Origin of the sequence: Wolbachia endosymbiont (group A) of Cephus spinipes (assembly GCF_964026895.1) — a bacterium.
GTDB lineage: Bacteria > Pseudomonadota > Alphaproteobacteria > Rickettsiales > Anaplasmataceae > Wolbachia > Wolbachia pipientis.
In genome coordinates this window covers 973,938-1,000,296 of record NZ_OZ034713.1, presented here as the reverse complement: position 1 = coordinate 1,000,296, position 26,359 = coordinate 973,938, and the positions used below count along the sequence as shown (strand labels likewise).

The window sequence follows — 26,359 nt, the reverse complement described above, 5'->3', positions numbered from 1 at the left end:
GGTATATGTGTTTGTTTCTGCAAGCAATGTTAGCTATGGAATAGGGCAAAAAATAGAAAATTGTAGGTTAATGCGAGGTCATACTCAAATAGGATTAGCAGGTCAAATAGGTTTAACATACCAAGAAGTGAACAGCTATGAGAATGGCTATAGCGCTATTCCAATTGAAGTACTATATGTAATAGCAAGAGTGTTGTCAGTTAATGTTGTAGATCTATTACCTAAATCAATAACAGTAAGAGAGTATGAAGATGAAGACGAGGAAATACTTTATCTAACAAAAATATACGAGAATCAAAAGTTAGGCAAAATAGTACCTTCATTAGTCAGGTTTGTTCATATTAGCGAAAAAATTAATCAAGAAGAGGCAAGGTTGGAAATAGCAAAAAATCTAGTGAAAGAAGAAGTTTCTACTGATGTTATTTCCCAGGCAACGGGTTTATCTATTTACGAGTATGATAGTACAGAGAGAGAAATCTGCACTGATTCTATATATTACAGAATAGGACAAAGAATAAGAGAATGGAGATTGATAAGGAGATACACTCAAAAAGATTTGGCTGATAAAGTTGGTTTAACACTCAAGGAAATACACGAATATGAAAGAGGGTATACTGCTATAACATTTGATAAATTATATAAAATATCAGATGCATTATCAGTGAATATTAAAGTTCTGCTACCTAAAACAAGAGAAAGCAAAAAGCTATTGAGTTTAATGGATGAGTACGGAGAACAAGAATCATTAGTCAAATCTCTATCTGAAGATATGAAAAGTGGCAAGGAAAAAGTTAAAAAAACAGAAAGGATCAAAGTTGCAAAAAATCTAGCAAAGGCAGGTGTTGCTATTGATATTATTGTGCGAGCAAGTGGCTTAACTACTGATGAGTTTGAAAATTGAATTGTGTTAAATAATATATTAAGATATAAGTAAAAATAGTTATGTATTTAATATATCTATTCTAAAAACTTGTTTAGCTCTGCAGAATTTGACGTATCAAGATAAAACATCACAGAATTTCTCTATCACTTTTTGATTATCCTCTATCATTGCCTTTGCCTCTTGCTGAAGAGATTTGATATTTTTTGATGTAATATTATCCATGTCAGCCGACGCTAGCTTCAATTGCGATTGTATTCTTACGTATCTATTGCCTATTACTTGATTCATCTGATAATTTACGCAGTCCAATCCAGAGGCAAACATCACATTTAACAAAGGTTTTATCCAGCCTATTTTTCCAAATCTCTTTGAATTGGCATACTCTATGCTTCTATCTGTTCTGCCAGTACCTATTGATAACAGTATAATCTCATCATTTGGAAATAACCTCTTACCACTTGCATATGCGCAAGCCGCAGGATTATTGGCAAATACCCCACCATCTACTAATACTCTGTCTATCTGATCAATTTTTAGATGTTTTGGTATGAAATAAGTGGGCGCTGCAGTTGTAGCTCTGAGTGCATCTTTTAGCCTGATAAAATTTCTGTCTTCTCTCCAGCTCTTAAAAAAGAAAGGATAGTTGTTGTTAATATCATAACTTGTTATCAGTACCTTACTTAATGTGTTTTTTAGAATATCCTCTCCAAAATATTTATCCAGTACAAATTCAATATTTTTATGTGGGTATTGTGTACAGTTAAACCAAGATAATATTGATCGCCTGAAGAATGAAGACTTAAAAATATATGGTCCATATTCCCGATAGAACTTGACTAAATCATTAGCAGAATATTGAGGTTTATCTTTTTTACATAATCCTGCTACAACAATCCCACCAGTTGAGGTTCCTGCCATAAGATCAAAGATTTCAGCTATCGGTTTCTTTGCCCTCTTTTCTATTTCTGCTAGAATAATGGCAGGTATTATCCCTCTAATGCCACCTCCATCTACAGATAAAATGTACTTTGTCACTGAAAATTTAGTTCTTATTTGTGTTTGTGAATAGCTTCAAGTTCGTTGACTTCTTCAGTGAGGTTTTTCACTCTCTCTTCAAGTCGATAGACTATTTCTATTAGTTCTTGGTTCTTCTCTACAAATTTATCATGGATATGTACACGTAGGTCGAGTGTTGCCAACCACCATATGAATCCTACAGTCTGTAGAACTATTGTTATTATTACCGCTATTGGGATTTTTTGCTTTTTCATGTGAAGGTATTAATCTATTATGGATAGCTTGAGAAGTTTATATATAGATTATAGAAAACTTACAGCTTTAGTGATTTCTTTATGTTATCAGTTCTCTGCTTCTGCAAGTAGCTTTATTATTTGATCGTAGGGCTTGTCTTTGTTTTGCCTTGATTCTATTACAGCTACATCTCGAGGGTTTTTTCCACTTCTATCTCTAACATTAGGATTTGCACCTCTTTCCAGTAAAAAACTCACTACTTCTAAGTGCCCTTCTAATGCAGCAAAATGTAATGCTGTCCATCTTTCATTTTCACCTAATGCACTAATGTCAGCTCCTTGGTATACTAAAAATTTAGTAACTTTCAAGCATCCTGAATCAGATGCATGATGTAATGCTGTTAATTTAGGAACTTGTGTGTTCACACTTAATAAATTTTCTACTGAAAACTTTACTACATCTAAGTTACAATTTTGAGAAGCAATGCGTAGTATCGTTTTATAATTACCTTCAGCTTTTGCCTTCATGTAGGAATAGGTAGCAATAATACATACTATTACTGTTATAAGCCACCAAAAATGCAGCTTGTTTTTTGTATCTTGACCCAATTTATCCATATTCAACATCTTTTTAATATTAAATAGATCATTTACTCATTTTTTATTAACATTACTTACTCAAAGATGCTGACAACATAGTAAGGTAACCTGAGCTATTTAAAGTATGCTCCGCTCTATTAACTATCCATTCACCATCTACTGCTTGATTAAAACCTATAAGATTAAGTTTAGCTTCTGCAAATAACTCCGGATTACCTGGGATTGTCATTTCTAAAGTTTCATTATTACGCTGTAGTTGCTTAAACTTAGCATTTGCTGCACTTAGTGCTGACTTTGCATTTGAGTGAAGTTCCAGCATAATATAACTTGGCTCGCCGCTACCAACTGTTTCTTTAATAGTTTCACCCTTTTCATAGCTGTGCCATTTTGCTACTACTGAATTATACTTATCACGTACGGTAAAATGCACTTTCCAATTAATTGTGTCTTGAGGTCTAATAGTCGTTGTTCCTAAAGCTTTTCCTGTGGCTGATTTTGCCATATTCTTTGAAATAAACAATATATACCCACCAGCTAATTTTGCCATTGCTTCACGCTCTGTTGCGATCTTTGTTAACAGACTTATATCACTTTCATCTGCCTGATTAATATGGAGTATTAATACATTCTTAAATTCCTCAGCAACTTTATATCCATATCCATGTTTTTGAGCTATTTCTTTCACTAAGTTTTCTATGGTAATTTGATGCCATTCTTTTGATACCTTTGCTTTTAAAGATATTCTTAAATTTGTTGCATGAGCTTTTATTAGTAGGGTCTTAGGTGGGCCTTGTATCGTAACTTCATTGACTGTATATACACCCATTGGAAAGATTCCCGTTTCCTTATAACCTAGTGCTATGTTCAATTCATTTGGAATTTCTACATTTTCATTTCCATAATCAACACATACCTCTGCGACATCATCTATAGTACCAGATTCATCAGCAAGATGCACCGATATTACATGATCTTTTATTCCTTCAATGCTAAATTCAGGTTTCATTTATTCCCACACTTTTAACTTCGATTTTTTTAATTGCTTTTGTATTAAAGGCAGTTTAATCCTTAACCCAGATGGCAAAGAACCACTATACTCCGCAAGACCAGGATTAGCCTCTAAAACTACTTCCACTACTCCTCTAGTTGCTCCATAATGCCTCCAGCAAATTAGATCTATCATCTCTCCTTCCTTACTCCAGTAATATGTTGCCATTTTTAGTTAAATCTCCTCAAACTTAAACTAAACTCAACCTTTTTTGGTAATCCACAAGGAAAAAATGATGTTTGTTTTTTCTCTATCCGTACAATCACAAACCTCCCTAAAACATTACCTAAACTGTCTACTAAAGTATGTGGTTCTTCTGCTTCTTTCATACTTTTTAATTGATTTAAATCATTGAGATTATGGAAATAAATTACTCCTTCTAAGTCTATATTTTCTGTGCCTTGGCCAATATTTTGTAATGAAGGTATTTTACCAATGCACTCAATAGTACTCCAACGATTTTCTTTACTGTACCTTACTCTTGTTGGAGAAAGCTTATGTTGACCAAACGATAGCATTAGTAAATCGGCTCTATTGAATCAAATAGAACGTCACGTGATTTTTCCCTTATTCTTTTTATTACTGCATCAGCAAGACTACGTACATCTTGGTTAGGTTCTGCTTTAATACTTATATTAAATGTAAAAGTTTGATTGAAAATTTTTTGTTCACACTTTTCAGAGTCTTTTAAAACTTTCTCTGAATTATTTCCTACAGAACTTTTTTCTGTAATCACGCTAGCACTTTCAATATTCGTTCTACTATTCGAAATTCCACTAAAAGCATTATTGTGCAGTAAAGGATTTCCTTTGCTAAAAACATTATTTTTACTAGTTGTACCGCCTATTTTTGCTTTTACTGGCTTCTCTAATGCTTTTATTGGATTATCATTAAACAATTTTCCCAAACTAATCCAATTTTCTATAGGTTTTGCAATTGATTTCCAGATACTTGAAAAAAAGTCCTTCACCTTTTGCCAATTAGAGATTACAAGCGCTGCACCAGCTGATAGTCCAGCAACAGCAGCTCCTATAGGATTGGTTAACGTTAAGGCTTTCAGTCCCATGATTACTGCTGGAATTACTCGAGCTGATAACGAAGTTAATACTGGCAAGAGTGTTCCCTGCAAAATAGCCTTAAAAGTTAATATTCCACCTCCAGCCAATGCAAATGCATAACCAAAACCTACCACTGCAATCTTGCCAATAATAAGAGCTGAAATTATGCTCATAACTCCTGTAGTTAAAATTGGACACTTCTCTGCGAACCAAGCTATACCTGTAGATATAGACCTCAAAATCTTACTTATCCAATTTAAAGGAGGTAGCATAACTGACCCTAAGTTCATTCCTAGCTCTGCTATTGTATTTTTAAGCAGCTGTAAATTATTTGCTGTAGTACTTGCACGGTTATTAAATTCCTTTTGCATAGATTTGTTATACTTTTCTTTATCAGCCACAAAATCTATTGCTTTTTTATATTCTTCCAAACTTCCAACTATCAATGCAATATCATCTTGATATTCTTGACCAAAGAGATTGAGAAGGATTTGTGAACGTTCCTGTCTATCTACTTTTTCTAGAGTTTCAAAAAAATAAAGTAGAGCGTTTTGCCCGTTTTCAGCAACCTTTTGTGACATTTCCTCTGCAGTGATACCTATCGATTCCAATGCTGCTTTGAACTCTTTTCCTTGCCCTTCAGCAGTTTGAAGTTTAGAAAGCAGAGCATTGACAGCAGTTGCTGCTTTTTCAGGTTGTTTACCTAAACTAATGAAGGCATTTACTAAACTACTTGTCTGATTAATATCTAAACCAAATTGTTTTGCATTACCACCCACTCTAGCAAGTGCTTCAATCATATCGTTTGCCTTAGCTGCAGTATTATCTGATAGGTAATTTATAACATCACCAACTCCTTCCATCTTCTCTACTGCAATTCCATAAATGTTAGCGAGTTTAGCTATGGAATCACCAGCTTGTTCGGCAGACATATCAAATGCTGTGGCCATTTTAGCTACTGTTGTGGTAAATTCAAGCAGCTTACCTTTGTTGATACCAAGCTGTCCACCACTTGCAGCTATTTGTGCTAACTCTGCAGCTGATAATGGTATTTCACGGGATAATTTCTTCAATTTTTGAGCAAATTCTTCGGCTTCATTTGTTCCATCCTTGAAATTTACTACCTTTTTAACATCAGCCATAGCACTTTCAAAGTCAATCGCAACTTTAATTGGTGCTGCAAGTGAAAGACCTAGTCCTATAGTTTCCATTACTTGTGATCTATAATGCGCTTTTTTTGCCAAAGCATTTTGCTGTTTTTGTATTACAGATCCTAATTTACTGTATTTTCCTTTAAGTACTTCAATAGATGAACCAAGTTTAGTTTGATCCCTCACTAAAGATTTAATATCCTTTCCACTTTTCCTGATTTCTTCATTCAATGTGTGAAGTGTATCTCTCTTTTTAATATAAGCCTCTTTTGCCTTTGATGCTGATGCTTTCAATTTTTCAAATTCATTTCTCAGTGCTTTGCTTGGCTCTTTTTTTTCCTTCTTCTCTTTAGCAATTGCTGCGGCTGATTCTTTTGCTTTCTTCTCCGCTTCCTTCCAATTCTTCATAGCTTCAAGGGCATCATGATTTAGTTGCTTAAATTTGGAAACCGATTTCATTGACGAATCAAGCTGCTTTATACTATCACCCAACTTAGAAAGCTTTGCTGCACTACCTGTCATTGCATTATTAAAACTGCCATCTAACGTTGCACCTATTTTTATTGAAAGCATTGACATTTTTTTGTTACTCCTTCACTTACTTCTAACCACTTTAGAAACTCTTTTATACTCATATTAATAATTTGCTCAATTCCACTTCCTGTTGTTGAGCTAAGTTTTAAAATATTGAATCTTAACTCCTCTGTTCCAGCGGCGACAAAAAACCTTTTAGCACCTTCTGTATTTCTACATAATCTTTAATACATAAATCTTCAACTACTTCTTTTGGTACTGATGCTAGATTAGCAATTAAAGCTACTTCTTTTAAAGCTTCGCCTTCTATGCGTTCTATAGCAAGTAAATCTCTTACTTTAGGTTCACGCATCGATAATTCTGAGACAGAAATCCCGTCAACTGTTATTGGGTTATTAAGTGTTATAGCTTGCATGTTCCTCCTTAAAAAGTTAATTAAATAAAAGTCTATATCGGCTTTTACATAACTAATTTCTTTGTATGGTGCTATAAATAGGATTAGCTTTGATAAGAATCTTTTCTGTGTTCAATTGAAGTAATAACTACTGTATGTTCTGGTACATCTATATAATAAAGTATACCTCACCCGTAGACTACGTTGTCCACTTAAGTTATGCTTTAATGGCTTTCCAAGTCCAATTGGATCAACTGTTAGACGCTCCATTATTGCCTTCTTAATCATTAACTTTACTTTTGCTGGAAGAGCCGGAATGTCTCTCTTTATAACAGATTCTGAATAGTCTATATTGTAAGGCTTAATCCCAGAAGGCATCTTGATGTTTAACCCTCTTTTCTTTATAGCGTTCGTCAGCAATCTTAGATAATTCCATATCTTCAATTTCTTCTTCCATTAATTCAGTTAATAACTTTAAAACGGACTTGTCCTGAGATTGTGCTACACTAACAAGTAAACCAGTTAGCTGCTCTATGGAATTTGTATGAGCTTTAGAATCCATATTAACTATATACCTACAACTTCTTATATTTTAACATTTTTATGTAATTTTGTCAACCATATTAGATCCCTAGAATCGTTTGTAGCAAGGCCATTTGATCAACACCATTTATCTTTCTTATCATATTTTCAGCATCGATCTCTATCAGTTCATTACCACCTATAGTAAGTTTATAGTAATGAGCAGCTACAGTACACTTCAGCGTTGCTTTTTCAGCAGGTTTCCAGCTACCAAAGTCAAATTCTTTGAATATGCCCCTGAGGTTGATAATTACTCCTTCAATATCATTGCTTCCGCTGCCTTGTAATCCACCTCTGAGCGTCAAAGATACCGAATTTCCATTTATCAACCCAAATAGCCGAAAGAGCTCTGTATCGTATTCAGCAAAAGTGAAATCTGCTTCTAACTTTTCCATACCCATGTCAATATTTATTGGAATATCCATACCACCAGCTCTATATTCATCTGTTTTAATGGTGAGCTTTGGCAAGGTTACTTCATCTATTTTTCCTGCATAACCACGACCATCAACGAATACGTTAAAATTTCTCAGTATTTTTGGTAACACTTTGCTTTCTCCTAACTTATATTTACAAGATGAGATCTGAATATTATTTGCTCAGCCGGATACGGTGGTGTAAACTCGAAGTCAAAATACACTTTCCCGCTTGCAATATTTGCCGGTGTATTGAGTTCGGGAGTTGCATAACATTTTCCACTGATAATAGCTCCTTGCGCTTTTAAATTGGCCAAATAAGAATTCACCCCCTCAATCACATCATCTATATAAGTTTTGGTGATATTGCGATCAACTGCCCATAAATGAGCTCGAAGTAGACTATCATTGATTAAATCTGCAGTCCTTCTCACTGACAGAAAAGCCCATTTTGAGTCATTTGAACATGTTCTATTTCCCCAAAGCCTATAGCCGTTTTGATGAATTATCGTTGTTACTTCATTTTCATTTAAGTGGTTTGCTCTGCAATTTGTATTACCGAGCGTAAAATCAATAGGCCTGCTTGTTCCAACAATACCATTTATCTCTTGATTTGAAGGTGAGTGCCAAAACCCATGCTCATTGTCAATTTTTGCAATTAATCCTGCAACAAACGGACTTGGAGGCAAAATTTCTTCTTCAATAAATACTTTAACCCATGGATCAACTACGTAAACTCTTGAGCTGCCTACACTTTTTCTCCATTTGATTGCTTCTTCATCAACAGTATTTGGTCCGTCTGCAACAATAATTGCTCTTAATTTTTCTGCTATGGAAATTAAAGCACTCACTACTGGATTTACTCCATCTATTTCAGGTAACTGATGAGTAAACTGAGGTGCAATTAATATTCTTGGAGCAACATGAACTATGCTTTCACTGCTGAGAAATGCCTCAATTCCCTGATATTCTCCGGTTTCTTTATCAACACCGCCAATTATATTCTTCAGCGTCTCTTCTTCTTTTAATTTTGGATCACTGTTTTCACTTTCTTTAACTCGAATTACTACTACTGTTGCACCAACTTGTGTAAAGATAGAGCTTACTGCTTGTGGAAGGGTACCTGTTTTACCAAGCTTCGCAGCCTCTTTTAAGCTTCCTGCAATTAACACTGGCTTTATTCAGTGGAAATTTTTGCTCATCTGCTTCAGGAGCAGTACCAATTACACCTATCACTGATGATTTAGCTGTACGTACTGTCTTTGCTCCTGAGGTTACCTCAATAACATTTACTCCGTGTAAAAATTCTTCAGCCATTTCTTTGTATTTTTTTCCTGAAATCATCGAGCAAAGTCTGTAGCTCATTTTCACTTTTGGCTTCTGCAATTTTCTTCTTGGTAATGTCTTCCAACTCTTCACATTTAATTATTTCTTTTACTGCTTTTTTTACTTTTTCTTCAATTATTCTTGCCATTTCGATAATTGTAATACCACGGACTTTTGCTAAAGGCTCTATAATTTCTTTATCCTTTTCATCTATAGATTCTGGTGCTGCTAGAATGCTTTTTGCGGCTTCCGCTTGAATCTCATAAGATTTAGCTTTTTGGTGAGAATAACCTGCATATTGGTGAGTATGATTATCATAATAGAAACGCATACTATCAAATGCACAAAGCTTCGCATTATCCAGTAACTCCTTTTGTATATCTTCTTTAGTACGCTGAGCAATTTCTCCTCCTTCTGTTAACTGATAACTCTTTTGCCAGTCGAAATTCTTTGGCGCTTCATACCAATCATTTCCAGTTGGCTTACTTTCAAGCGTTGTTGTTTCTACTTGTTTGTTATGTTCAAATCTAATATAAATTGGCATTGGTTTTCTCCGTTTTTAATTCCAAATTTTATGAGTGGCATCTAATCCTGGGCATTGCCACGCTCTTAGTGTTCTCTCTACATCTATTTCAAGTCCTGTAGTCAGAAAATTGCTGCGAAAGTTATATATTCCCCACTGAATAAATTGACCATAGATTGTGCTATACGTGTGCTCACTTGCAAAGAACTCAGGTGTCTCACCAACTCTTTCACCTTCTGAGTGAAGATTAGATGACGTATAAAGTAACACTGTAACGGTTTTTCCTGCTGGAATGATTATGTTACCTGATGCAATAAATTCAGGACTGCTAATTTCATGCTGGTAAATACGTGTCCAAGTAATTCTCGAAATCTCTGACTTCCTTGTATTAGTTTTATCAGGTGTACCTATAAATAATCCTGCTCCTCCATAATTAACTTCATCTTTATACCACATTGCAGATCCAACAAAGTTTAGAGTTTTACTTATATCTACATTACTTGTGTTTTTTACGAATATTACTCCCAATGCAGCATAAGGGTATTTCAGCATATTGAATTGCTCCGAAAATCCATCATACATGAATCTTGGGTATGATTCTCCATAGATAAATGTACCTTTACTTCCTTCTAAAAAACTGAGTTGTCTTGGCCGATAAAAACTAACATAGCTTGTATCATATGTGTGAGTACCTGCTAGTAGTTGTAGCATATAGTCTGTTTTTGTTACATCACTACTCCACTGACCAAGCTCAGTTGTAAAAGTTCCGTGGCCAAAGTAATTATTTTTTCTACTTAGTACACCAAATAAAAAAGGTAATGCTCCAGGTTCAATCATATGACGATTTCTTACTTCTTTCATGATTGATGAGCCGCTTGGTACATCATTAACAGTACGGAAGTTATTCACTAAACCTTTTAGACCATCTTTATGATCATTGCCAACACTGTTTATTGCTGCAATATTGGCATTCTTTCTTGTATCAAGTAGTGATATATGTGAATCTGATGATGCTTTTAAAGTATCCAAGGTATTAGTTTTTAGCGTATTGATCTCATTTACAGACTTTGTCTTTGCTACAGTTATCGCCGATATTGAATTTTCCTTATTGCTATTTATGTCACTTAAGTGCGTCCTTGCAGCGCTTAAAAGTTCATTTAACTTACCATCTGTCATCTGTACAATTTCAGAAACTGAACTTTTGCCGATTATTGATTCAAGTGCTTTAGCAAGATATGCTAATTGATCTGGTGTACTATTTGCCGCTAAATCCTTAAGCCTTCTCTGTAGTGCGTCAATTATTTCTTTTATTTTAGCCATTTGCACAATATTAGAAATAGCTTTTTTATCTGCTATCAATTCCAGCGATTTTGCAAGATATGCCAATTGATTAGGTGTGCTGTTTGCTGCTAAATCCTTTATCCTTTGGTATATTGCTTCTTTCATTTCCAAAAATTTAAAAAAGTCTCAAAATTAAACCGCTCAAAATTACTCTTAAGTTGATTATGCTCATCTTCTCTTTCGGTAATATCTTCATCTATTTTCTCAATTGTGGTACGGATACGAACAACATCCTGCACAGCAATATTTTCTGGATGTGGTAGTGTATATCCTCGTTTGCTTTGGTCATTTGGCATTGATTTAAGTAATAATCACTCGCAAATTTTTGACTTTAGGACGATAGACAACTGTTCCACTTAAAACTAATTTTATCCTTGTCTCATTACCATTAAAGTTTGTTAGCACATGAGTTCTCTCTACCCAATTTTCCCCTATTGGTTTTCCCGAGGTTAAATTTACTAGCTGCCATTCTTTGACGCTTTTCTGCACATATGCTTTTACGTCTGCAGTGCCAGGTATTAGCGCATCATATGTTATGGTAATCTTAGTGTTAGCTCCTGCTGTAATGCTTCTTGTAACATAATCTCCTTTTTCCCCTATATTACCCATAACTAGCTGTAACCCAGGATAAAGAACTGGACTTTTTTCTCGCCCTCCTTTTAGGCTTGCTTTTACCGTTAATTCCCCATTTATTCTTTCACGCAGTGCGAGCGGCAAATTATCAGACAAAAAATTTTCTTTTCCTTCTTCATCTGTTAAAATAAATTCCACATTGGTATCAAATGCTACTTTTTCGACGTTCGTCAAAACAATTAAATCTGATACGTTATTTGCAGTAACCTTGCCAAGATCAATAATGTGAGAAACTTCGCTAAATTTTGCAGCCAAAAGCCGAAACGTTAAATCTAAGTTCTGATGTGGAGTCCAGGTACTTGCATTGCTTGATGAAAGTAATACTCCTACTTGATATGGTTGACTTGTTACCCAACGAATATTTACTGTATCATATTTGCCAAGTTCTGCTATTTTTACTGCAGTATCTGCATCATCAGTGAGTAGCACTATTGCATACTCTTGTCCTGCATGGCAAAACACTGGTGACCACTCTATACGTGTTGCTGTGCCATCTATCTTTATATCTTTTGGCTCAACATAACTTTCAGCAATGACAGTCTGCGAGGGCATTCCCACTGCTGTTTCTCTAATCTGCACAACAACACGTTTTTTGCCTTTATTTACAAACCATAGTTCCACGCCTCCTATGTGCCTACTTTCATTTAAAGTAAATGTTTGCGCTAAAGGATCAACTCTTCTTGCCGCGATAACTCTTCTTCTTTCTTCTATGGTAATAGTTTTTTTACCAGTATAAGTTGCTTCTCCATAACTGCCTTTATCACCGAAGAACTGCACTAATTTAGTACCGGCTGGAATATCCGCTGGTATTTTTATTTTTCCTCTTACTTTTCCCTGATTATCTGCAATGAATGTTGCGTTCATGTTTTTCTTTCAAATATTTTCTATGCTTGAGGTTGAATAAAAATTCCATCAAACTTTATCTCTTTAAGCTCCTCACTTGGCTCAAAACCTTCAATTTCAAAATTCTGTACTGCTTCTCTCATAAATTCAGCTTCGTATGAGGTACTTGACAGCAGCTCTGTTGTTTCTTTAACATTAAATACTCTTGTTACTGGACTTTTCCAATTCGTGGTAACCTCTGTCCAGTGATCTATATTTTTATTTAGAGTAATTTGTGCCGGGACTGGATCAAAAGCTTGATATGGATTGATCTTTTCTCCTTTGGTCTGTAAAAGCTGCTCCAGTACCGGTTCAAGTTCATACGGCAACAAATAAGTTTTTTCTCCTCCATCAATATCAGCAATCGTTACATCTATTGGTAAAATTAATTCCTTGTTTACTATTGCTGCAGACTGTGAGATTCCTTGATCGCGCATATCATCATCAAAGAATGGATCTACAAATACTCCTTTTTTGGTGGTAGGTTCTCTTGAATTTGCATCACTGCGTAAACGTTCCTCTGCAACCAGCGCATAAAGATCATTTATTCCCTTCTTCATTGCTTCAAGCTCATTCATGGGCACTGCATGAATAGCATTATTCACTATTTTTACCCCTTCTTTTTCGCCTTCTTTCCATGTCTGATGAATATAGCAGAGCAAAAGTTGTCCGTTAGGTGCTTTTGGCATTGATGGTCGCCAAGGGTGAGAAATTCCTTTTATTCTTCTTACCACCCCTTTGCTATCGATAGTAATTAAATCATAGCGGGGCATTTTCCAGGTGTAATCAACCAGAACCAAGCTGTTATCAACTGCACCTCTTACTTTACATCCCTCTTCACTTATATCTTCAGGGCTTACATGAGTGCGGCAGCGATAGGTTATTTGATAACTACTTCCAGGAGCTGGTTCTTTGCCTGGTAATGACCAATCAACGTTTCCTGCATTTAACTTATAGTCTATACTATTTTCATAAATAACATTGCCTTGTTTAACTTGAATAATCTCAAGTACTGCAGAATCAGGTATCGGATCAATAGCTCCAGAATATGAACCATGAGTAATGGTAATGGTTTTTTGAACAGTTATATCTACTTTTTTAATTTCACTTATTGGAAAATCATTAACCTTCAGTTCCATTACTCTTTGGCTATTTGGCTGAAAAGTATGTGGTTCTGATTCAACTGATTTTATATCCGGATCTTCATCAAAAGAAACACGAATACTGTGAGGAAGTTCAATCTCATAGCCATCAACATGAGCTTTGCCCTCATTAATCACAAATATTTTTTTTCCTCTTTCTCCCACTTCCTTTTGCAGGAACATTACTTCAAGGCCATTTACGACATAGGAACCATTTGCTTCTTTGTCATAACGAGCAAGAGCAGTAGTTACTATATTTGCTTGTGGTGGCGGTGAATGTTCTATTAATACTCCATTTTCAATATGGTAAATTGGATAAAATTCTCCATTTACAGAAAAAGGGGAAGAAACACCATCAGATTGATAACCCCAAATGGTGGAAACTTTAAGCCTTGCTGCTCCTACTTCCTGATAGTTTCTTGTACCAACAGCAGGATCACGAAGGTTTTCATCCTCAAGTTCTGTAATCGTAGATTCTACATAATAAACACCTATGCGAACTGTGGTACTCAGTGGAATAAAAAATTCTTCTTTTTCGACTTTTCTAACTGCTCCACGAAGATAGATTTTTCCTGATTCAAGCGTAACTTTACCAGTTTCTCTATCTATAATACAATTGCTTCCTGTTATAACATCACCATCACGAAATATTGCATCGCCTATACCTTTAAGCTTAGAGAGAGCATATTCCTGAGTCTCGTTTAGTTCTGCAGACTGTAGACCTCTTCCTGCAAGAAATAAGCTTTTTTCGTATTCTTTGTCAGGATTAAAGCGATTATAATAGCTATTCAAAGTCATTCTTTTCCCCTCTTCAGAATGTAACGACAAAGGCAAAAGTTTCCCGGGTTGCTGCGGTTCTGATCAGTGGTACCGTGTGTTCTAAAACTAACAAAATTCCAGGATTTTCCACGTCTTTTGGCTCAAAATATCTCTGTCCAGGAGGTGCTTTCTCCTTTACCTTTGTACCAACCATAACCCCGAGTTCCCTGATAACTTGATTTGCTGCGTCCGTGAAATCGAAAGTAAATTTGAGAAAAAGATTATTAGTTGGTACATTTGAGGGCCTAAACCTTCCAGAAGGAGTTATAAGTTCGCCGTTTTCATCACCTGTGCAGAATAGCACTTCATCTGCAGTACGTCTGCCAAGCTCATTGAGCAGTTTTTGAGATGTAATGGACTCTGGTGGTGTGTCTTGAATGTATTCTATAGTTACTGTACTATTCTCTACAATAGAGCTGTTTTTCGTACGTTTTATTATACCACTACTGCTCTCAACTATATAGTCAATACTGGATTGATACACTGTTTGTCCTGTAAAAACCCTTACATCTTTAATAGTGTGGTAATCTAGAGCTATTTCACCCTCAATAAAAACTTTTTCGACCTGATGGCTACTTTCCCAGCTCGTATCACCTGTTCCCCAAGCAAGGTGGATAGACTGCTCTTTTATACTTGCTGCTATTGCTGCTCTTCCTGATTGTGTGAGTATTGACATTTTAAAGTTTGACCCCTGTATATATATTCACCAAAATTACAAAAACTGTTCAGTTTTTTTAGGAAAATTCTTCTTTTATTTCATAATAAATTTTTGTTGACTAATCTTTAATCTATTTTAGACATAATATATTTACTTTTAGATATATGATAGCTAGTGAGGAATTTTGGGAAAATAATTTAGAAATGCCAGTATCCTTTTTGCTTAAGGACTTTCAAAATCCAAGTTTACGTGAAAGTTGGCTTAATTCTCTTTCTGGTAGACAATTAAGTGTGATTTTTAACCACTATTTTCAGAATAAGCAAAATAGGCAATTATTTAAAGACTACGAAAAATCCGATGATATTTCAACTCAGCAAAAGCGTAAGATGCTTATTAAAATTTCTGAATCTCTGTTTGATTATTACTTAGTCAATCGTTTTAGTCGTGCAAAATCAGAAACAACTATAGCTGAAGTAGCACAGTCTGTATTAAGCCAAGATCTTCTGAAATCATTTCTGTTGCAAAATAACAAATATGACAAAAAGTCCTTGTTGTTTACTCTCTTTATAATTAATCATAACTTACTGAAACAAATTTTCTGCTTTAATCAAGTGCAGAAAAAAGGTTTTTTACCTTTCGTATTAAAAAATCCTCCAAGACAAAAGTCCACTTCATTTAAGGATTTTTTATCAAAAAGTACGATACAGGAAATATTAAAACAGCATGATCTATTCGAAAATGATAGTTTTGAAAGTCAGTTTCAAGAACTCTTTTACTACCAAAATAGTATTTACTTATTTATACGACGTGCTAGTAAAGATGAAGATTTGGTAATGAGTTCAAATAAGGTAATACACGGTTATAAACCTAGTAGAATTATTATTGACTTTGCTTTAAATGCTAACCAAGTAAATCTATCTATTCAAAGTTTTGATCAAGGATTAAAAATAGCAAATAGAATAGCAAGCTGTTATTTTCAACGAGAATGTTCATTTACTAACATGCGCCACCAAAATACAACAGCACAAGTGAGTACTTTTTTGAATGACTGTGTAAAACAACATGTACCTGATATTCGCCTATTTGAATTGAAATTTGGTCCATCTAAATCTAAAACTAATCTTACGTTAAACACGGATAATATTGAAGAGTGGTTGCAGAAGATAGAGCCTTCGGTTGGTAGTGTACTGCATGATGTTTCGCTTGTTCAGCATATCAAAGTATTGTTCAAAAGTAAAAAAGTTACTTTATCCTTTCAGACAGACACGCAATACGCAAATTATATAGAAATTGATTACTCAGAATATGTTCTCAATAGAAAAGAACGAGATGATTTTAAGTCTTTAATTAGAGATAGCTATGGAATTACCGTTTTGTCGAAAACACTCTCAAGATATTGATACTATGTTAGTAAATAGGTCCTGGGTAGATCCTGATGAGAACTATATAGATGCTGCAGAGTATCTCAACCAGATTGATTTTGTTAAACTTGAGAAGCATTACTTCGTTATTTGCGCTAATGATTTAGATCTTGATTTTCCAAATATACAAAATCCTTATTGCAAAAACGAGGTTATCATTTCTCATGATTTTGATGAAGAGTGTGATGATCTAGCTTGCGAGGATTGTGGTCGTGATATTTTTCCTGATACTTATAAAAAACAGCGTTATCTTGTGCTTTCAATTAAACTTAATACGGAAAAAATTATAAGTTGGTTTGAAAAACTATTAATAGGGCTCATATGGGAAAAGGCGGCAAATGGGATATATCATATAAGCTTTAAAAGTAAAATAGTAAGCGTTATTATACCAACTTTATGTACTGATAAGTCATATTTAACTGTAGATAGGTTAAGAACTAATGTTGCTGTTCTTATAACTTTTGGAAAGGCAGACTTAAAAATATTGTTAAGCCTATACACTGTTTCCATGGCTGATTTAATTTGTAAACATCAAACTCTAAATCAAATACTAAGCGAAGCAGTTGAAAAAGGAGTACCAGAGCTATTACCTAATGTTTCTTTTCAAGCATTCCCTTATGTTCCACTGCAAGAAACAACTCTTCCAGAAAAAAAGATACTGCGATTAAAAGTTGAAGATAATACTATTTATGTTAATGACATTGAAATTATAGGCAAACAAGCAATTTCGAGCATCCGCATCTTTAGAGTATTACTTAAACAATTTTTGCGTGACTTGGAAGCAGTTAAAGAATATAAATTTCTTAGTATCATTCAAATAGCAGATAGTTTAGGTATTGAAGACCCAGAACAGCAAGTACGCAGACCTCTTAACAGAATGCAAAAAACAATAGCAGAAAAGCTAGCTAGCACCTTGGGACTAAATATAAAACGCGATGATGTGATACAAGCGTGTAACTGGTCAGGCTATCGGCTTAATCCATCTACCATTAACTTAAGTGCTAGCTAGCCCTATTGCTAAAAACAGTCTAATGGTAACATAACTTTAACGCGTCTGTTATTTCTTGGTACTTCTTTTTCACGAAATTTTATATAACCTTCAGTAACTAAGGCATTAATATATCTAAGAATAGAATGATGACTCTTAAGACCATTCAAAAAAATAGCAAAATTGGGTTTTAGTAAAAAAGCGTCTCTTACTCGCTTCCTCATTAATTAACTGTAAAACAGTATCATATTCTCTCTTCCAGCGTATGGTTCCTTTATGTTTAGTAAGTAATTCTTTAACAAGGTTTATGTCACTTATAATTGAACTCAAAAATTCAGCTATATCCCCGTTTTTATCTTTAGAAACCTGTTGTTCAGCATTCATATCACTAATACCAGGCGATAAATAAGACAGACATTCTTTAAATCAATAGTGTTTTTTGGGATTTATTCATCTATAAAAATTGTTTCAAATAAACACAGCAGCTTTAGAAAGGTATCCAATCACGCTCAGTATTTTGATGTTGCTCTTGAGTAATAACCGTAGCAATCTTGTTTTTCTCTCCATATCGATCAGCCTCAATACCAACTTTTGCAGTAAACTCTAACCCATTAAAATCAGCTATAGAGTTGACTTTTCTAGCAATAACTGCTTTTTCTGAAGTGTCATTTGAATGAATGTTCCGTGCTGACTCTAAAATACTTCTAAGCATAGAACGACCCATTTCTCCCCAAGTATCTTCTCCTTCAACGCTTGCTTTGCCACTTTTAATACCAATTACTTGATAAATCTTACGTTTTGCATATGGACCTTCAGTGACAGTAAATTCAGCGTTTAAATAGATGCTACCAGTAGTGTAGCTTTTCGTGAACCAATTCTCATAACCTCCAGGCTTTATTGCCATTTTTACCTTGACTATTGTACCTTTCGGTATTAAACTGCTTTGCAGTTTTGCGTTATTAAAATCAGTTAAAAAATCTGCTAGCATATTGTCTCCTATAAATTAAGTAAAAAAAGAATCAACTCCATTGGTCTACGAGTTGCCAATTGCCATTTATCTTATCGACAAGTTTGTTTGGTACACGTTCACCATTACGAAGCTCAAATACTATTTGACGGGTAGTGCTTTCTTCATCATGAGAAAACATCACCATGCCAGTACTGTAGAATCCTCTTAAAGATCCAGCACCGCTTAAACCCTGAAATGGATCTTCTTCTAACATTTTTTTGGATAGTTTTTTTGTATGGTGGGTGAGTATTATGCCTGAATCTGGATTGATAACATTTCTCAGTCTTTCAAGTGTTTTTTGCAAGAAGAATAACATAGCGCTATTGTCGTTTTCATTGCCATATTCACTTGAGTTAAAAATGTTACGAAGAGGGTCAATCGCAATAATATCAGGTTTAAAACGCTCTTTGACAACATTTTTGATTTCATCTATTTCTTCACTGCTAAATGATAATTGCACTCTTGGCGTGATAATTAAGTTATTGGCAGCTATGTCCAAAAGCTCTTTATTCAGTTGAAGTTGTTGCAACCGTTCTTTCATATATTCATATTCAATTTCAGTTTGCATGTAGAAAATTTTCAAAGGTTTATTTGGTGTCATACCGAGAAATGATCTACCAGCAGCCATGTGGACGAGCCATGAAATTAGAAAATCGCTTTTGCCAATTTTAGGAGGGCCACCCAGTACTAATAGACCTCTTTTTGTCAGAATCCTTGGTGAGATTATATCTTCTGGTATCGGTGATTGATCATCCAAATATTCTTTCACACTGAAAAAGGGAACTTTTTGACCGATATTGAAAAAGCTTTGTTCCATAATAATTATTCTCCAATTTTTAATTAAGCAATAGGAGCCAAAGTTTTGGCTTTAATTTTCGCAAGTAATTTACCCAGATGCGGTTCTTCAACCATATTCAGGCAGCCACTGCGGTCTTTAGCTGGATATCCCCAAGAGTTAATAGTCTGACAGACAAATGAACGTTTCTCTGTGCCATCATCTTTCTTGATTCCAACCATACTAATTACTTCATCAACAATACCTGGAATTTCACTAGCAGTTTTAGCCCCTTCACATTGAGGTAACCAAGTTGGACGATTGCAGTCATCAAGATATTGACCTAATGTGCCAACTATGATAATGTCTTTATCTCTGATGTGTTGAAATTGATTGAGCCAAGCCATCATCTCTTGAGCAAGTGTGCCATAAGCAGCTCTTTTATCTTCTCTCCCTGATCTATCTGAAAAAGCTTCAGGTTGCATTCTTGCCCATAATAGACATAAACGTGAGGCAACGGTTATACTATCCACAAAGATGCATCGGTATTTAGAAACTTTAGAAAGAAGATCTTTGTGCTTGCTACAGACATGCTCATAGTGTTTTTGACTATACGCTTGATCAGACCTTAATGCAGGATTAGGACCACCAATAAGACAAGCAATGTCTCTGGCCTCATTCCAAGTGCGCATATTGATTGAATCTCCTTTCCAGTCTTGTACAGCTAGAAGTCCTGCTTCAAAATCAAGGCAAAGTGTTGTTGATTCATCGAGAGTTTTGAGTAAGCTAGTTTTACCAATTCCATAAGGGCCAAAGATTACTATCTTCACACCTGTGACTATTTTTGCTCTTTCTTCGCTGTTTATTATTTTCATGTTTTTACCTATATGCACTTATATATAAATTCACCAAATTTCAAAAAACTGTTCAATTTTTCTTATGCTTTTTTCCGTAAACAGGTGCAAATTTAGATCGCATTTTCTTGAAAATGTTGTACAAAGTAGTCCGTGACATATTGTTCATGTCTGCAACTTCAGCAATGCTGTGATGTTTAAGTTGTTCACATAAAACTTGCCACTTCTTTGGTAATTTTGAAATAATTTGCTCAACATCAATACGTAGTATCGTTTCATCTTCAAAGCAGTAACTTTCTTGTTGCACATTATTTTCAAGCTTAGGAGTAGTACGTGAGTGTTTACGGACTAGATTATTAATACGATTTTTAACAACTTGCTTAGCAAAGGTTGAAAGACTGCCCTTAGTTTTATCATACTGATCTATGCATGAAAGAAACTCACAGAAGAGGTCTTGTTCTATGTCTTCAATATCTTGATCAGTAAGCGATTTATAATATTTTGCGTAAAATTTTATTAAATTAACAACTTTAGGATCAATACCTGAATAAGAGTTTCGAGATTTCATAAGATGTGTCCTTAAATGAAAGACTTAAGGATGAAACTTTCTTAGTAAATATTGTAGGACATGAAAAAAATACCTCAGACAATCGTGAGTTTTTTACCCTCTGAAAACCTGGAATCTTTTTTCAAACCTCAGACACTCAAAACTTTGATCAGACAATGCACCTACGAACTGAACAGTTTTTGTAAATCCGGTGAATATATAGAACAAGACTTTCAACTTACAGGTAATTTCATGAGTGATTCATACAATGTTCAAGAACTTAAAGCACAACTTCTATTAAACTTAAGATCTTGTCTTTTGTACTTGCTACCTAACGGAACTTTTCACAAAAATGAGTTTCAAGTAGGTGATATATGGGGTAATAAAGGAAAAAGTTTAAGAGTAGAACTAAGTGGCAGTAGAGCCGGGTTATGGAATGATTTTGCAACTGGAGAAGGTGGTGACATTATCGACCTTTGGGCAGCTGTACATAGAAAGAATGCAAGGACAGAGTTTCCTGAGGTAATAGCTTCAATAAGTGAATGGCTCGGAAATAATAAAAAATACAGAGAGAAACAATATGTTGATGAAGACTTTGAGAAATTCATTACCCAAAGTTGGAATTATTATGATGAAAATGGTCAGGTGATTGTAAAAGTTTATCGTTCTGATCCTCCTGGAAAGAAAAAAGTATACAAGCCTTTTGATATCAAACAATCTAAGTTTGCATCACCAGAAATAAGGCCTCTATATAATATTCCAGAAATCTTAAAGTCTGATAAAATTGTTCTGGTGGAAGGGGAAAAATGTGCAGAAGCGCTGATAGAGAAGGGAATAACTGCAACAACAGCGATGTCTGGAGCAAATGCACCTATTGAGAAAACTGATTGGACTCCGCTAAAAGGTAAACACATTATTATATGGCCAGATAATGATGAAGCAGGTAAGAAATATGCTAAAAATGCTGAAAAAAAGCTTTTAGAAATCGGAGTTGAATCACTTGTTGTTCTTAATATTCCACAAAATAAAACAAAAGGCTGGGATGCTGCTGATTGTGTAGAGGAAGGTATAGATGTCAAAGAGTTTTTAACTTCAACTCCATGTATAAATTTACCTGCTACTGATATTCCAACTACTGATACTTCAAATATGAAAAGTTTAGAAAGACCCATAAAACAGCCACTTAATATTTTAGATTGGAGTGCAGAGCGCTTTGTAGGTCCAGTACCAGAGCAAAAATTTCTTGTTGAAGGGATATTTCCTTTGGGCGTTACTTCAATAGTTGCTGCTATGGGAGACACAGGAAAAGGAATGCTGCTACTTGATTTGGCTCTCAAAGTTGTAAATGATACAGATCAAATATGTGGTTTTGGTTCGCTTGTGACTGAACATGGATCAGTGGTAGTCTTTTTAGCAGAAGATGATGCAGGTGAAGTACATCGCCGCTTAGAACGACTTGACCCTAAATGTGAAAGATTAAAATATAAAGACAAACTATTTATTGTACCACTGCCAAACGTCAGAGGATCACTTACAATACTAAGAAACGTTCGTGGTAAAGTTGTCGAAGTTTCTCCTGAATTCGAATCTATAATAAAACAGCTCGAGAAAATTAAAGATCTGAAATTGATAGTATTTGATCCACTTGCTTCATTTATCCATGCAGATATAAATGCTGACCCAGCTGTAGGGGATTATCTGATGTGTCTATTGTCTGATCTAGCAAATAGTACTGGAGCTTCAATTGTTACTGCTCACCACATGAGAAAACCAAAAGGAGAAAAACCTATACTAACTGTTGAACAAGCAAGAGATGCAATAAGAGGTACCTCTGCTCTTGTTAATGGTGTTAGATGCTCATACGCTTTTTGGCCAATAGAAAATACAGCTAGGCTAGAGATCTTTAAGGCAGTAGGAGAAACACCAAGACAGAATGCTTTATTTCATGGGGCAGTTGTGAAGGCCAATGGGTTAGCTGATCGTACTGTAAGAACTTACCTAAGAAATCAGGAAACAGGGCTACTAGAAGATATAACAATACAACTAACAGTTAAAAATGCTAGTGAAAAAGACCTTAAAATATGTCTTATCGATGCAGTTACACGATCTGCTGCTTCAGGGCATCCATTTACTCACACAGGAAGCACAGGAGTATATAAGCAACGCCATAGACTACCTGAAGTTTTTCACAGCATGGGAAGGGATAGACTAGAGCGTATGGTACAGGAACTTTTGCAGGTAAAGCAGTTAGTTAAAGTGATGTCTACAGGTTCAAGAGAGGATAAGTGGCTTGACATTCCAACTGGACCATTTGCTTGTGGTATAGGAAAATTCACTCTTGGAGCTGAAGATTTTAGCTATATGGAAAATTTAATGTTAGGATAAGTCTTTTTTTATGGGTAAAAATATTTTAGAGTTTACCCAGTTTTCTCTATTGCCATTTCAATCTATATAGCTACTATCAATTTACATCCACTCAACTAGAACTTAGCACTTAAGAAATAGCACCATCAATGATTGTATTACATTCCTAATTCCTAGGTTCCTAAATCAGTAATTAGAAATCAGGAATCTAAATTCTGCGTGAGAGCTAGCTTTTTTGCCTACGTTCCTAAAAGCGTTCCTAGAAACCACATGTCTAAAGTCAGCCAGTGAGGCGGATTCTAGCTTCCTAAAACCCTTATATATTATATATATATAATAGTAATAAATAATAACAGTAATAATAAATATAAAATATATTGGATAAATAGAAATGAAGAAGACCTAGAGAGATTACCACAAAACATTACTTAAATTTAATGAAAAAAATACAACCTTGAGGCAATTGCATTTAGTGCGAATTTAAAGTGATTATACGACTCCAGGGTACAATTATACTACCAAGAACTAAGTTACTTATGTAAGGCAGCTTAAAACTCGATTATGAGGCATTTCTAAATTATCTTTTACCTTAAACTTTTACTTGCTACAAAAAACCTCAGCTTATTCTATCATATTTCTTATTTATTGTAAAATACTTTTTCAAAAAAGTGAACAGTTTTTGTAATTTCGGTGAATATATATCACCAGAGCTGGTTATTTTGGAGGTCTTATTGAAATATAACTATTTTCATCTAAAACTCTTAAGTTGAATTTTTAGGTAATCTCTATAAATAATTTGTAGATGAATCTAAAGGAAAAAAGTTTGGAGTTGCTGCTATAAAAGAAGAAACAGAAGCTACCTTAAAATGGAGACAAAGATCAAAATTTATTTATTTACGTCTCCAGGTTTATCTAGTATAATGGAGACAAAGACTTATATTTCTACTATATTATTGGTAGATAAAAAGCAGAGATACGGGGCTTTCTAAAGGGTGGGGACAATTTTTCACCCCCCTTGAAATTAAAACAAAAGGTGATAGACAAGATATCAAACACAGATAGCTCAACTACAAGCTGGTTTTTGTTGTAGTTATTTTCTCACTTTCTTTACTTAATTCATCAAAGTCAGATTCATGTTTGTATAACTCTATACTTTTCGTATTCTCCTTCAGCTAGAGCTTTTGCAACTTCAGCACTAACTTTACCAGCATCTTTAAGTACTTCATAATCATTGAACAATAGAAATGCATCCAACTTTTCAACCCAATTCTGCATTTTTATTAGCCGATGCTTTCTTGCTTGAAGTTCCGCATAATCTAGGAAACAATATGCACTCAACTCTTTTTCAGTCAAGTAGTTTTTTGCAGTACTCACATCACTCTTATGAATTTTGTTGCCAGAACCATCTTTCCATGTAGTTAGCCCAATATTTGGTTTTTTGTGGTCAACTCGAGAGCTCTGCTGCAGTTAGGCCATCAATATAATTTATTCTGTACTTTTGCATAAAATTGTTTTGTTATTTCTGAATTTGGATCATAGTCTGCAGAGCATTCAGCATAAATGTCAGTAATCTTCTGGTAAAACCTACGTTCGGATGCTCCTGATTTTTTCAAGTAATTCATTGAAGTAGTCTTTACCAAACTTTGGGCCGTTTTTTAGCCGTTCGCTATCTAATGCAAATCCTTTGATCTTTAAAATTTTCGTAGCCCATACTCTAAAAGATGTAGCCTTTTTAGAATTAACTCGATAACCAATAGCTATCCAAATTATAAAATTGTGTAGGGTACTGTTTACCATCTTCAGCAGTATTCCGGAAAATCCGGATAACTGAATCTTTATCTAACTCTTGACTAGCAAATATGTTCTGTAAGTGCTCACTAATTGTTCTAATGTTAACACCAAATAACTCCGCCATTCTTTTTTGTGTAAGCCAAATGTTTTCATCTCGATACAAAACATCAATTCTTACGTCTCCATCTGGAGTTGTATATAATAAAATTTCGTTCCCATTTATTGTCATATCTACTCTACCTTACTTCAAGTAGCATATGGGTTATTTGTAAAAAAGACAAGCAACTGTAAAACTCTAAAAATAGAGGACTATCTGCTTTATTCTTTAGCTGATAAGCAGTTTTAAAATTATTTTAACTTTTTTTTAGAAAATCCCGGAAAAAGTAGTAAGAAATCCGGTATATATATAATAGAAGGGCTATAGTTTGTGGATGCGCTTCAAATACAAAAGCTTTAAGTGTCAATTCAAAACTCGGCAAACAAACATTGAGCATACTTGTATTTTTTTAGATGAGGTAAAAACTTCATTTTAAAGATGGATGCTAAAATATAGCACTGCGTAAAAGAACGAGTGTAGCACCCTTTAAAACTTAATTAAATGGCATTCTTAGTAACCTTACTACTATAGAACAAATCTTCATGTAAGTCTAACACGATTTTTATCCTTTGCAAAAAAAATTGAACAGTTTTCGTAATTTTGGTGAATATATATAATAAGAAAACAACTTTCTGCAGTAGCACATAATTCTCGAATTTCCGTTGTTGGCCTACAAAAACCTATGAATTGCTAGTGTATTTTGCAGAAACCAGACGATATTTTGGAGTAAGTGCTACTTGTAATTTTAATAATAGCAAATGTCAATCCTAACACTCGACCTCGGCAAACAAACGGGCTGGGCAATTCTAACAGATGGAATAATTGAAAGTGGAAGCAAAAGTTTTCATGGTAGCCGGTTTAGCGGAGGTGGAATGCACTTCTTAAAATTTCGTAGCTGGCTAAATGAAATGAAGGAAAAGTTCTCAAACATTGAAGCAGTGTATTTTGAAGAAGTAAGAAGACATCTAGGAACTGATGCAGCTCATTGCTATGGTGGTTTTCTTGCAGTGCTGTCTGCTTGGTGTGAAGAGAACAATATTCCCTACCAAGGTGTTAATGTTAAAACTATAAAACGCTTTATCACAGGCAAAGGCAATGCAAGTAAGAGTGAAGTTATTGAAGCGATACGTGAAAAAAGTTTTTCACCTCGAGATGATAATGAGGCTGATGCTTTGGCATTAATGTTCTATGTTAGTAAAGATTTTAACATATTAAAAATACCATAAAAGTGGGTCCTTTCGGCCATAATGGCGGGTTTGGTGGGTCAGACCCT

The 26,359-nt window shown here is 34.7% G+C and carries 28 protein-coding genes and 2 pseudogenes; 5 read left to right on the top strand and 25 right to left on the bottom strand.

Features of this window, described 5'->3' with window-relative positions:
• Window positions 1-7 precede the first annotated feature (7 nt).
• Window positions 8-901, top strand: a complete 894-nt coding sequence (locus AAGD59_RS04750; protein ID WP_341812892.1) for a helix-turn-helix domain-containing protein — start codon at window positions 8-10, stop codon at window positions 899-901.
• 96 nt (window positions 902-997) lie between these two features.
• On the opposite strand, the gene AAGD59_RS04745 is transcribed toward AAGD59_RS04750, so the two are convergent.
• From AAGD59_RS04745 to AAGD59_RS04665, 17 genes and pseudogenes are all read right to left on the bottom strand, one after another.
• Window positions 998-1,918, bottom strand: coding sequence for a patatin-like phospholipase family protein (locus AAGD59_RS04745; RefSeq protein WP_341812891.1), 921 nt, complete (start codon window positions 1,916-1,918; stop codon window positions 998-1,000).
• A 14-nt stretch (window positions 1,919-1,932) separates the two neighbouring features.
• A complete protein-coding gene (locus tag AAGD59_RS04740; RefSeq protein WP_265028015.1) occupies window positions 1,933-2,154 on the bottom strand; it encodes a hypothetical protein in 222 nt (73 codons plus the stop codon).
• A gap of 87 nt (window positions 2,155-2,241) precedes the next feature.
• Window positions 2,242-2,751: an ankyrin repeat domain-containing protein gene (locus tag AAGD59_RS04735; protein WP_265028016.1), complete on the bottom strand. Its 510-nt coding sequence runs from the start codon at window positions 2,749-2,751 to the stop codon at window positions 2,242-2,244.
• Window positions 2,752-2,803: 52 nt separating this feature from the next.
• Window positions 2,804-3,739, bottom strand: coding sequence for a phage tail protein (locus tag AAGD59_RS04730; protein WP_341812890.1), 936 nt, complete (start codon window positions 3,737-3,739; stop codon window positions 2,804-2,806).
• Window positions 3,740-3,949: a tail protein X gene (locus AAGD59_RS04725; RefSeq protein ID WP_265028018.1), complete on the bottom strand. Its 210-nt coding sequence runs from the start codon at window positions 3,947-3,949 to the stop codon at window positions 3,740-3,742.
• A 2-nt stretch (window positions 3,950-3,951) separates the two neighbouring features.
• Window positions 3,952-4,299 (bottom strand): phage tail protein, encoded by a 348-nt coding sequence (locus tag AAGD59_RS04720; RefSeq protein ID WP_047759116.1) that lies wholly within the window; start codon window positions 4,297-4,299, stop codon window positions 3,952-3,954.
• On the bottom strand, window positions 4,299-6,569 hold the full coding sequence (locus AAGD59_RS04715; protein WP_265028019.1) for a phage tail tape measure protein: 2,271 nt from the start codon (window positions 6,567-6,569) through the stop codon (window positions 4,299-4,301). Before AAGD59_RS04715 ends, AAGD59_RS04720 begins: the two co-directional genes overlap by 1 nt.
• 115 nt (window positions 6,570-6,684) lie before the next feature.
• Entirely contained in the window at window positions 6,685-6,939 is a 255-nt protein-coding gene (locus AAGD59_RS04710; RefSeq protein ID WP_265028020.1) for a phage tail assembly protein, read from the bottom strand.
• A 340-nt stretch (window positions 6,940-7,279) separates the two neighbouring features.
• Window positions 7,280-7,480 (bottom strand): hypothetical protein, encoded by a 201-nt coding sequence (locus AAGD59_RS04705; protein ID WP_007303020.1) that lies wholly within the window; start codon window positions 7,478-7,480, stop codon window positions 7,280-7,282.
• Between the two features lie 61 nt (window positions 7,481-7,541).
• Entirely contained in the window at window positions 7,542-8,048 is a 507-nt protein-coding gene (locus tag AAGD59_RS04700) for a phage major tail tube protein (protein WP_265028022.1), read from the bottom strand.
• Between the two features lie 11 nt (window positions 8,049-8,059).
• Window positions 8,060-9,233, bottom strand: a pseudogene (locus AAGD59_RS04695) (phage tail sheath subtilisin-like domain-containing protein).
• A complete protein-coding gene (locus tag AAGD59_RS04690; protein ID WP_063631162.1) occupies window positions 9,226-9,786 on the bottom strand; it encodes a hypothetical protein in 561 nt (186 codons plus the stop codon). The pseudogene AAGD59_RS04695 and the gene AAGD59_RS04690 overlap by 8 nt, the downstream one beginning before the upstream one ends.
• A 15-nt stretch (window positions 9,787-9,801) precedes the next feature.
• Window positions 9,802-11,211: a hypothetical protein gene (locus tag AAGD59_RS04685; RefSeq protein WP_265028023.1), complete on the bottom strand. Its 1,410-nt coding sequence runs from the start codon at window positions 11,209-11,211 to the stop codon at window positions 9,802-9,804.
• A complete protein-coding gene (locus tag AAGD59_RS04680; protein WP_065094988.1) occupies window positions 11,208-11,402 on the bottom strand; it encodes a hypothetical protein in 195 nt (64 codons plus the stop codon). Before AAGD59_RS04680 ends, AAGD59_RS04685 begins: the two co-directional genes overlap by 4 nt.
• A 4-nt stretch (window positions 11,403-11,406) precedes the next feature.
• Complete coding sequence (locus AAGD59_RS04675) at window positions 11,407-12,603, bottom strand: hypothetical protein (RefSeq protein WP_341812889.1); 1,197 nt, start codon at window positions 12,601-12,603, stop codon at window positions 11,407-11,409.
• Window positions 12,604-12,623: 20 nt separating this feature from the next.
• On the bottom strand, window positions 12,624-14,561 hold the full coding sequence (locus AAGD59_RS04670; protein ID WP_265028024.1) for a DUF4815 domain-containing protein: 1,938 nt from the start codon (window positions 14,559-14,561) through the stop codon (window positions 12,624-12,626).
• 13 nt (window positions 14,562-14,574) lie between these two features.
• Complete coding sequence (locus AAGD59_RS04665) at window positions 14,575-15,258, bottom strand: hypothetical protein (RefSeq protein WP_265028025.1); 684 nt, start codon at window positions 15,256-15,258, stop codon at window positions 14,575-14,577.
• Window positions 15,259-15,404: 146 nt separating this feature from the next.
• Here AAGD59_RS04665 and AAGD59_RS04660 point away from each other — a divergent pair, with 146 nt between their 5' ends.
• Both AAGD59_RS04660 and AAGD59_RS04655 read left to right on the top strand, forming a co-directional pair.
• Window positions 15,405-16,640 (top strand): hypothetical protein, encoded by a 1,236-nt coding sequence (locus tag AAGD59_RS04660; protein ID WP_264375672.1) that lies wholly within the window; start codon window positions 15,405-15,407, stop codon window positions 16,638-16,640.
• Entirely contained in the window at window positions 16,600-17,670 is a 1,071-nt protein-coding gene (locus AAGD59_RS04655) for a hypothetical protein (RefSeq protein WP_265024763.1), read from the top strand. The genes AAGD59_RS04660 and AAGD59_RS04655 overlap by 41 nt, the downstream gene beginning before the upstream one ends.
• A 135-nt stretch (window positions 17,671-17,805) precedes the next feature.
• Here AAGD59_RS04655 and AAGD59_RS04650 read toward each other — a convergent pair whose 3' ends face one another.
• The 5 genes from AAGD59_RS04650 to AAGD59_RS04630 all read right to left on the bottom strand — a co-directional run bounded on the left by AAGD59_RS04650 (window position 17,806) and on the right by AAGD59_RS04630 (window position 20,855).
• Window positions 17,806-18,033, bottom strand: a complete 228-nt coding sequence (locus AAGD59_RS04650) for a hypothetical protein (RefSeq protein ID WP_265028026.1) — start codon at window positions 18,031-18,033, stop codon at window positions 17,806-17,808.
• A gap of 103 nt (window positions 18,034-18,136) precedes the next feature.
• The gene (locus tag AAGD59_RS04645) at window positions 18,137-18,637 is read right to left on the bottom strand and encodes a hypothetical protein (protein WP_265024762.1); all 501 of its coding nucleotides are present in this window, start codon (window positions 18,635-18,637) and stop codon (window positions 18,137-18,139) included.
• Between the two features lie 31 nt (window positions 18,638-18,668).
• The gene (locus AAGD59_RS04640; RefSeq protein ID WP_265024761.1) at window positions 18,669-19,475 is read right to left on the bottom strand and encodes a helicase RepA family protein; all 807 of its coding nucleotides are present in this window, start codon (window positions 19,473-19,475) and stop codon (window positions 18,669-18,671) included.
• A gap of 23 nt (window positions 19,476-19,498) precedes the next feature.
• Window positions 19,499-20,308: an ATP-binding protein gene (locus AAGD59_RS04635; protein ID WP_265024760.1), complete on the bottom strand. Its 810-nt coding sequence runs from the start codon at window positions 20,306-20,308 to the stop codon at window positions 19,499-19,501.
• A 52-nt stretch (window positions 20,309-20,360) separates the two neighbouring features.
• Complete coding sequence (locus AAGD59_RS04630) at window positions 20,361-20,855, bottom strand: RNA polymerase sigma factor (RefSeq protein WP_213864031.1); 495 nt, start codon at window positions 20,853-20,855, stop codon at window positions 20,361-20,363.
• Between the two features lie 231 nt (window positions 20,856-21,086).
• Here AAGD59_RS04630 and AAGD59_RS04625 point away from each other — a divergent pair, with 231 nt between their 5' ends.
• Window positions 21,087-23,219 (top strand): AAA family ATPase, encoded by a 2,133-nt coding sequence (locus AAGD59_RS04625; protein WP_265028027.1) that lies wholly within the window; start codon window positions 21,087-21,089, stop codon window positions 23,217-23,219.
• Window positions 23,220-24,329: 1,110 nt separating this feature from the next.
• Here the strand turns inward: AAGD59_RS04625 and AAGD59_RS04620 are convergent.
• The 3 genes and pseudogenes from AAGD59_RS04620 to AAGD59_RS04610 form a co-directional block, all read right to left on the bottom strand.
• Window positions 24,330-24,626, bottom strand: coding sequence for a virulence RhuM family protein (locus AAGD59_RS04620; RefSeq protein WP_264376582.1), 297 nt, complete (start codon window positions 24,624-24,626; stop codon window positions 24,330-24,332).
• A gap of 47 nt (window positions 24,627-24,673) precedes the next feature.
• Window positions 24,674-24,995 (bottom strand): annotated as a pseudogene (gene rhuM, locus AAGD59_RS04615) (RhuM family protein).
• A complete protein-coding gene (locus AAGD59_RS04610) occupies window positions 24,937-25,218 on the bottom strand; it encodes a hypothetical protein (protein ID WP_264376457.1) in 282 nt (93 codons plus the stop codon). The pseudogene rhuM and the gene AAGD59_RS04610 overlap by 59 nt, the downstream one beginning before the upstream one ends.
• Window positions 25,219-25,844: 626 nt before the next feature.
• Between AAGD59_RS04610 and AAGD59_RS04605 the strand changes: the two genes are divergently transcribed.
• On the top strand, window positions 25,845-26,312 hold the full coding sequence (locus AAGD59_RS04605) for a Holliday junction resolvase (RefSeq protein WP_341812888.1): 468 nt from the start codon (window positions 25,845-25,847) through the stop codon (window positions 26,310-26,312).
• Window positions 26,313-26,359: the final 47 nt, after the last annotated feature.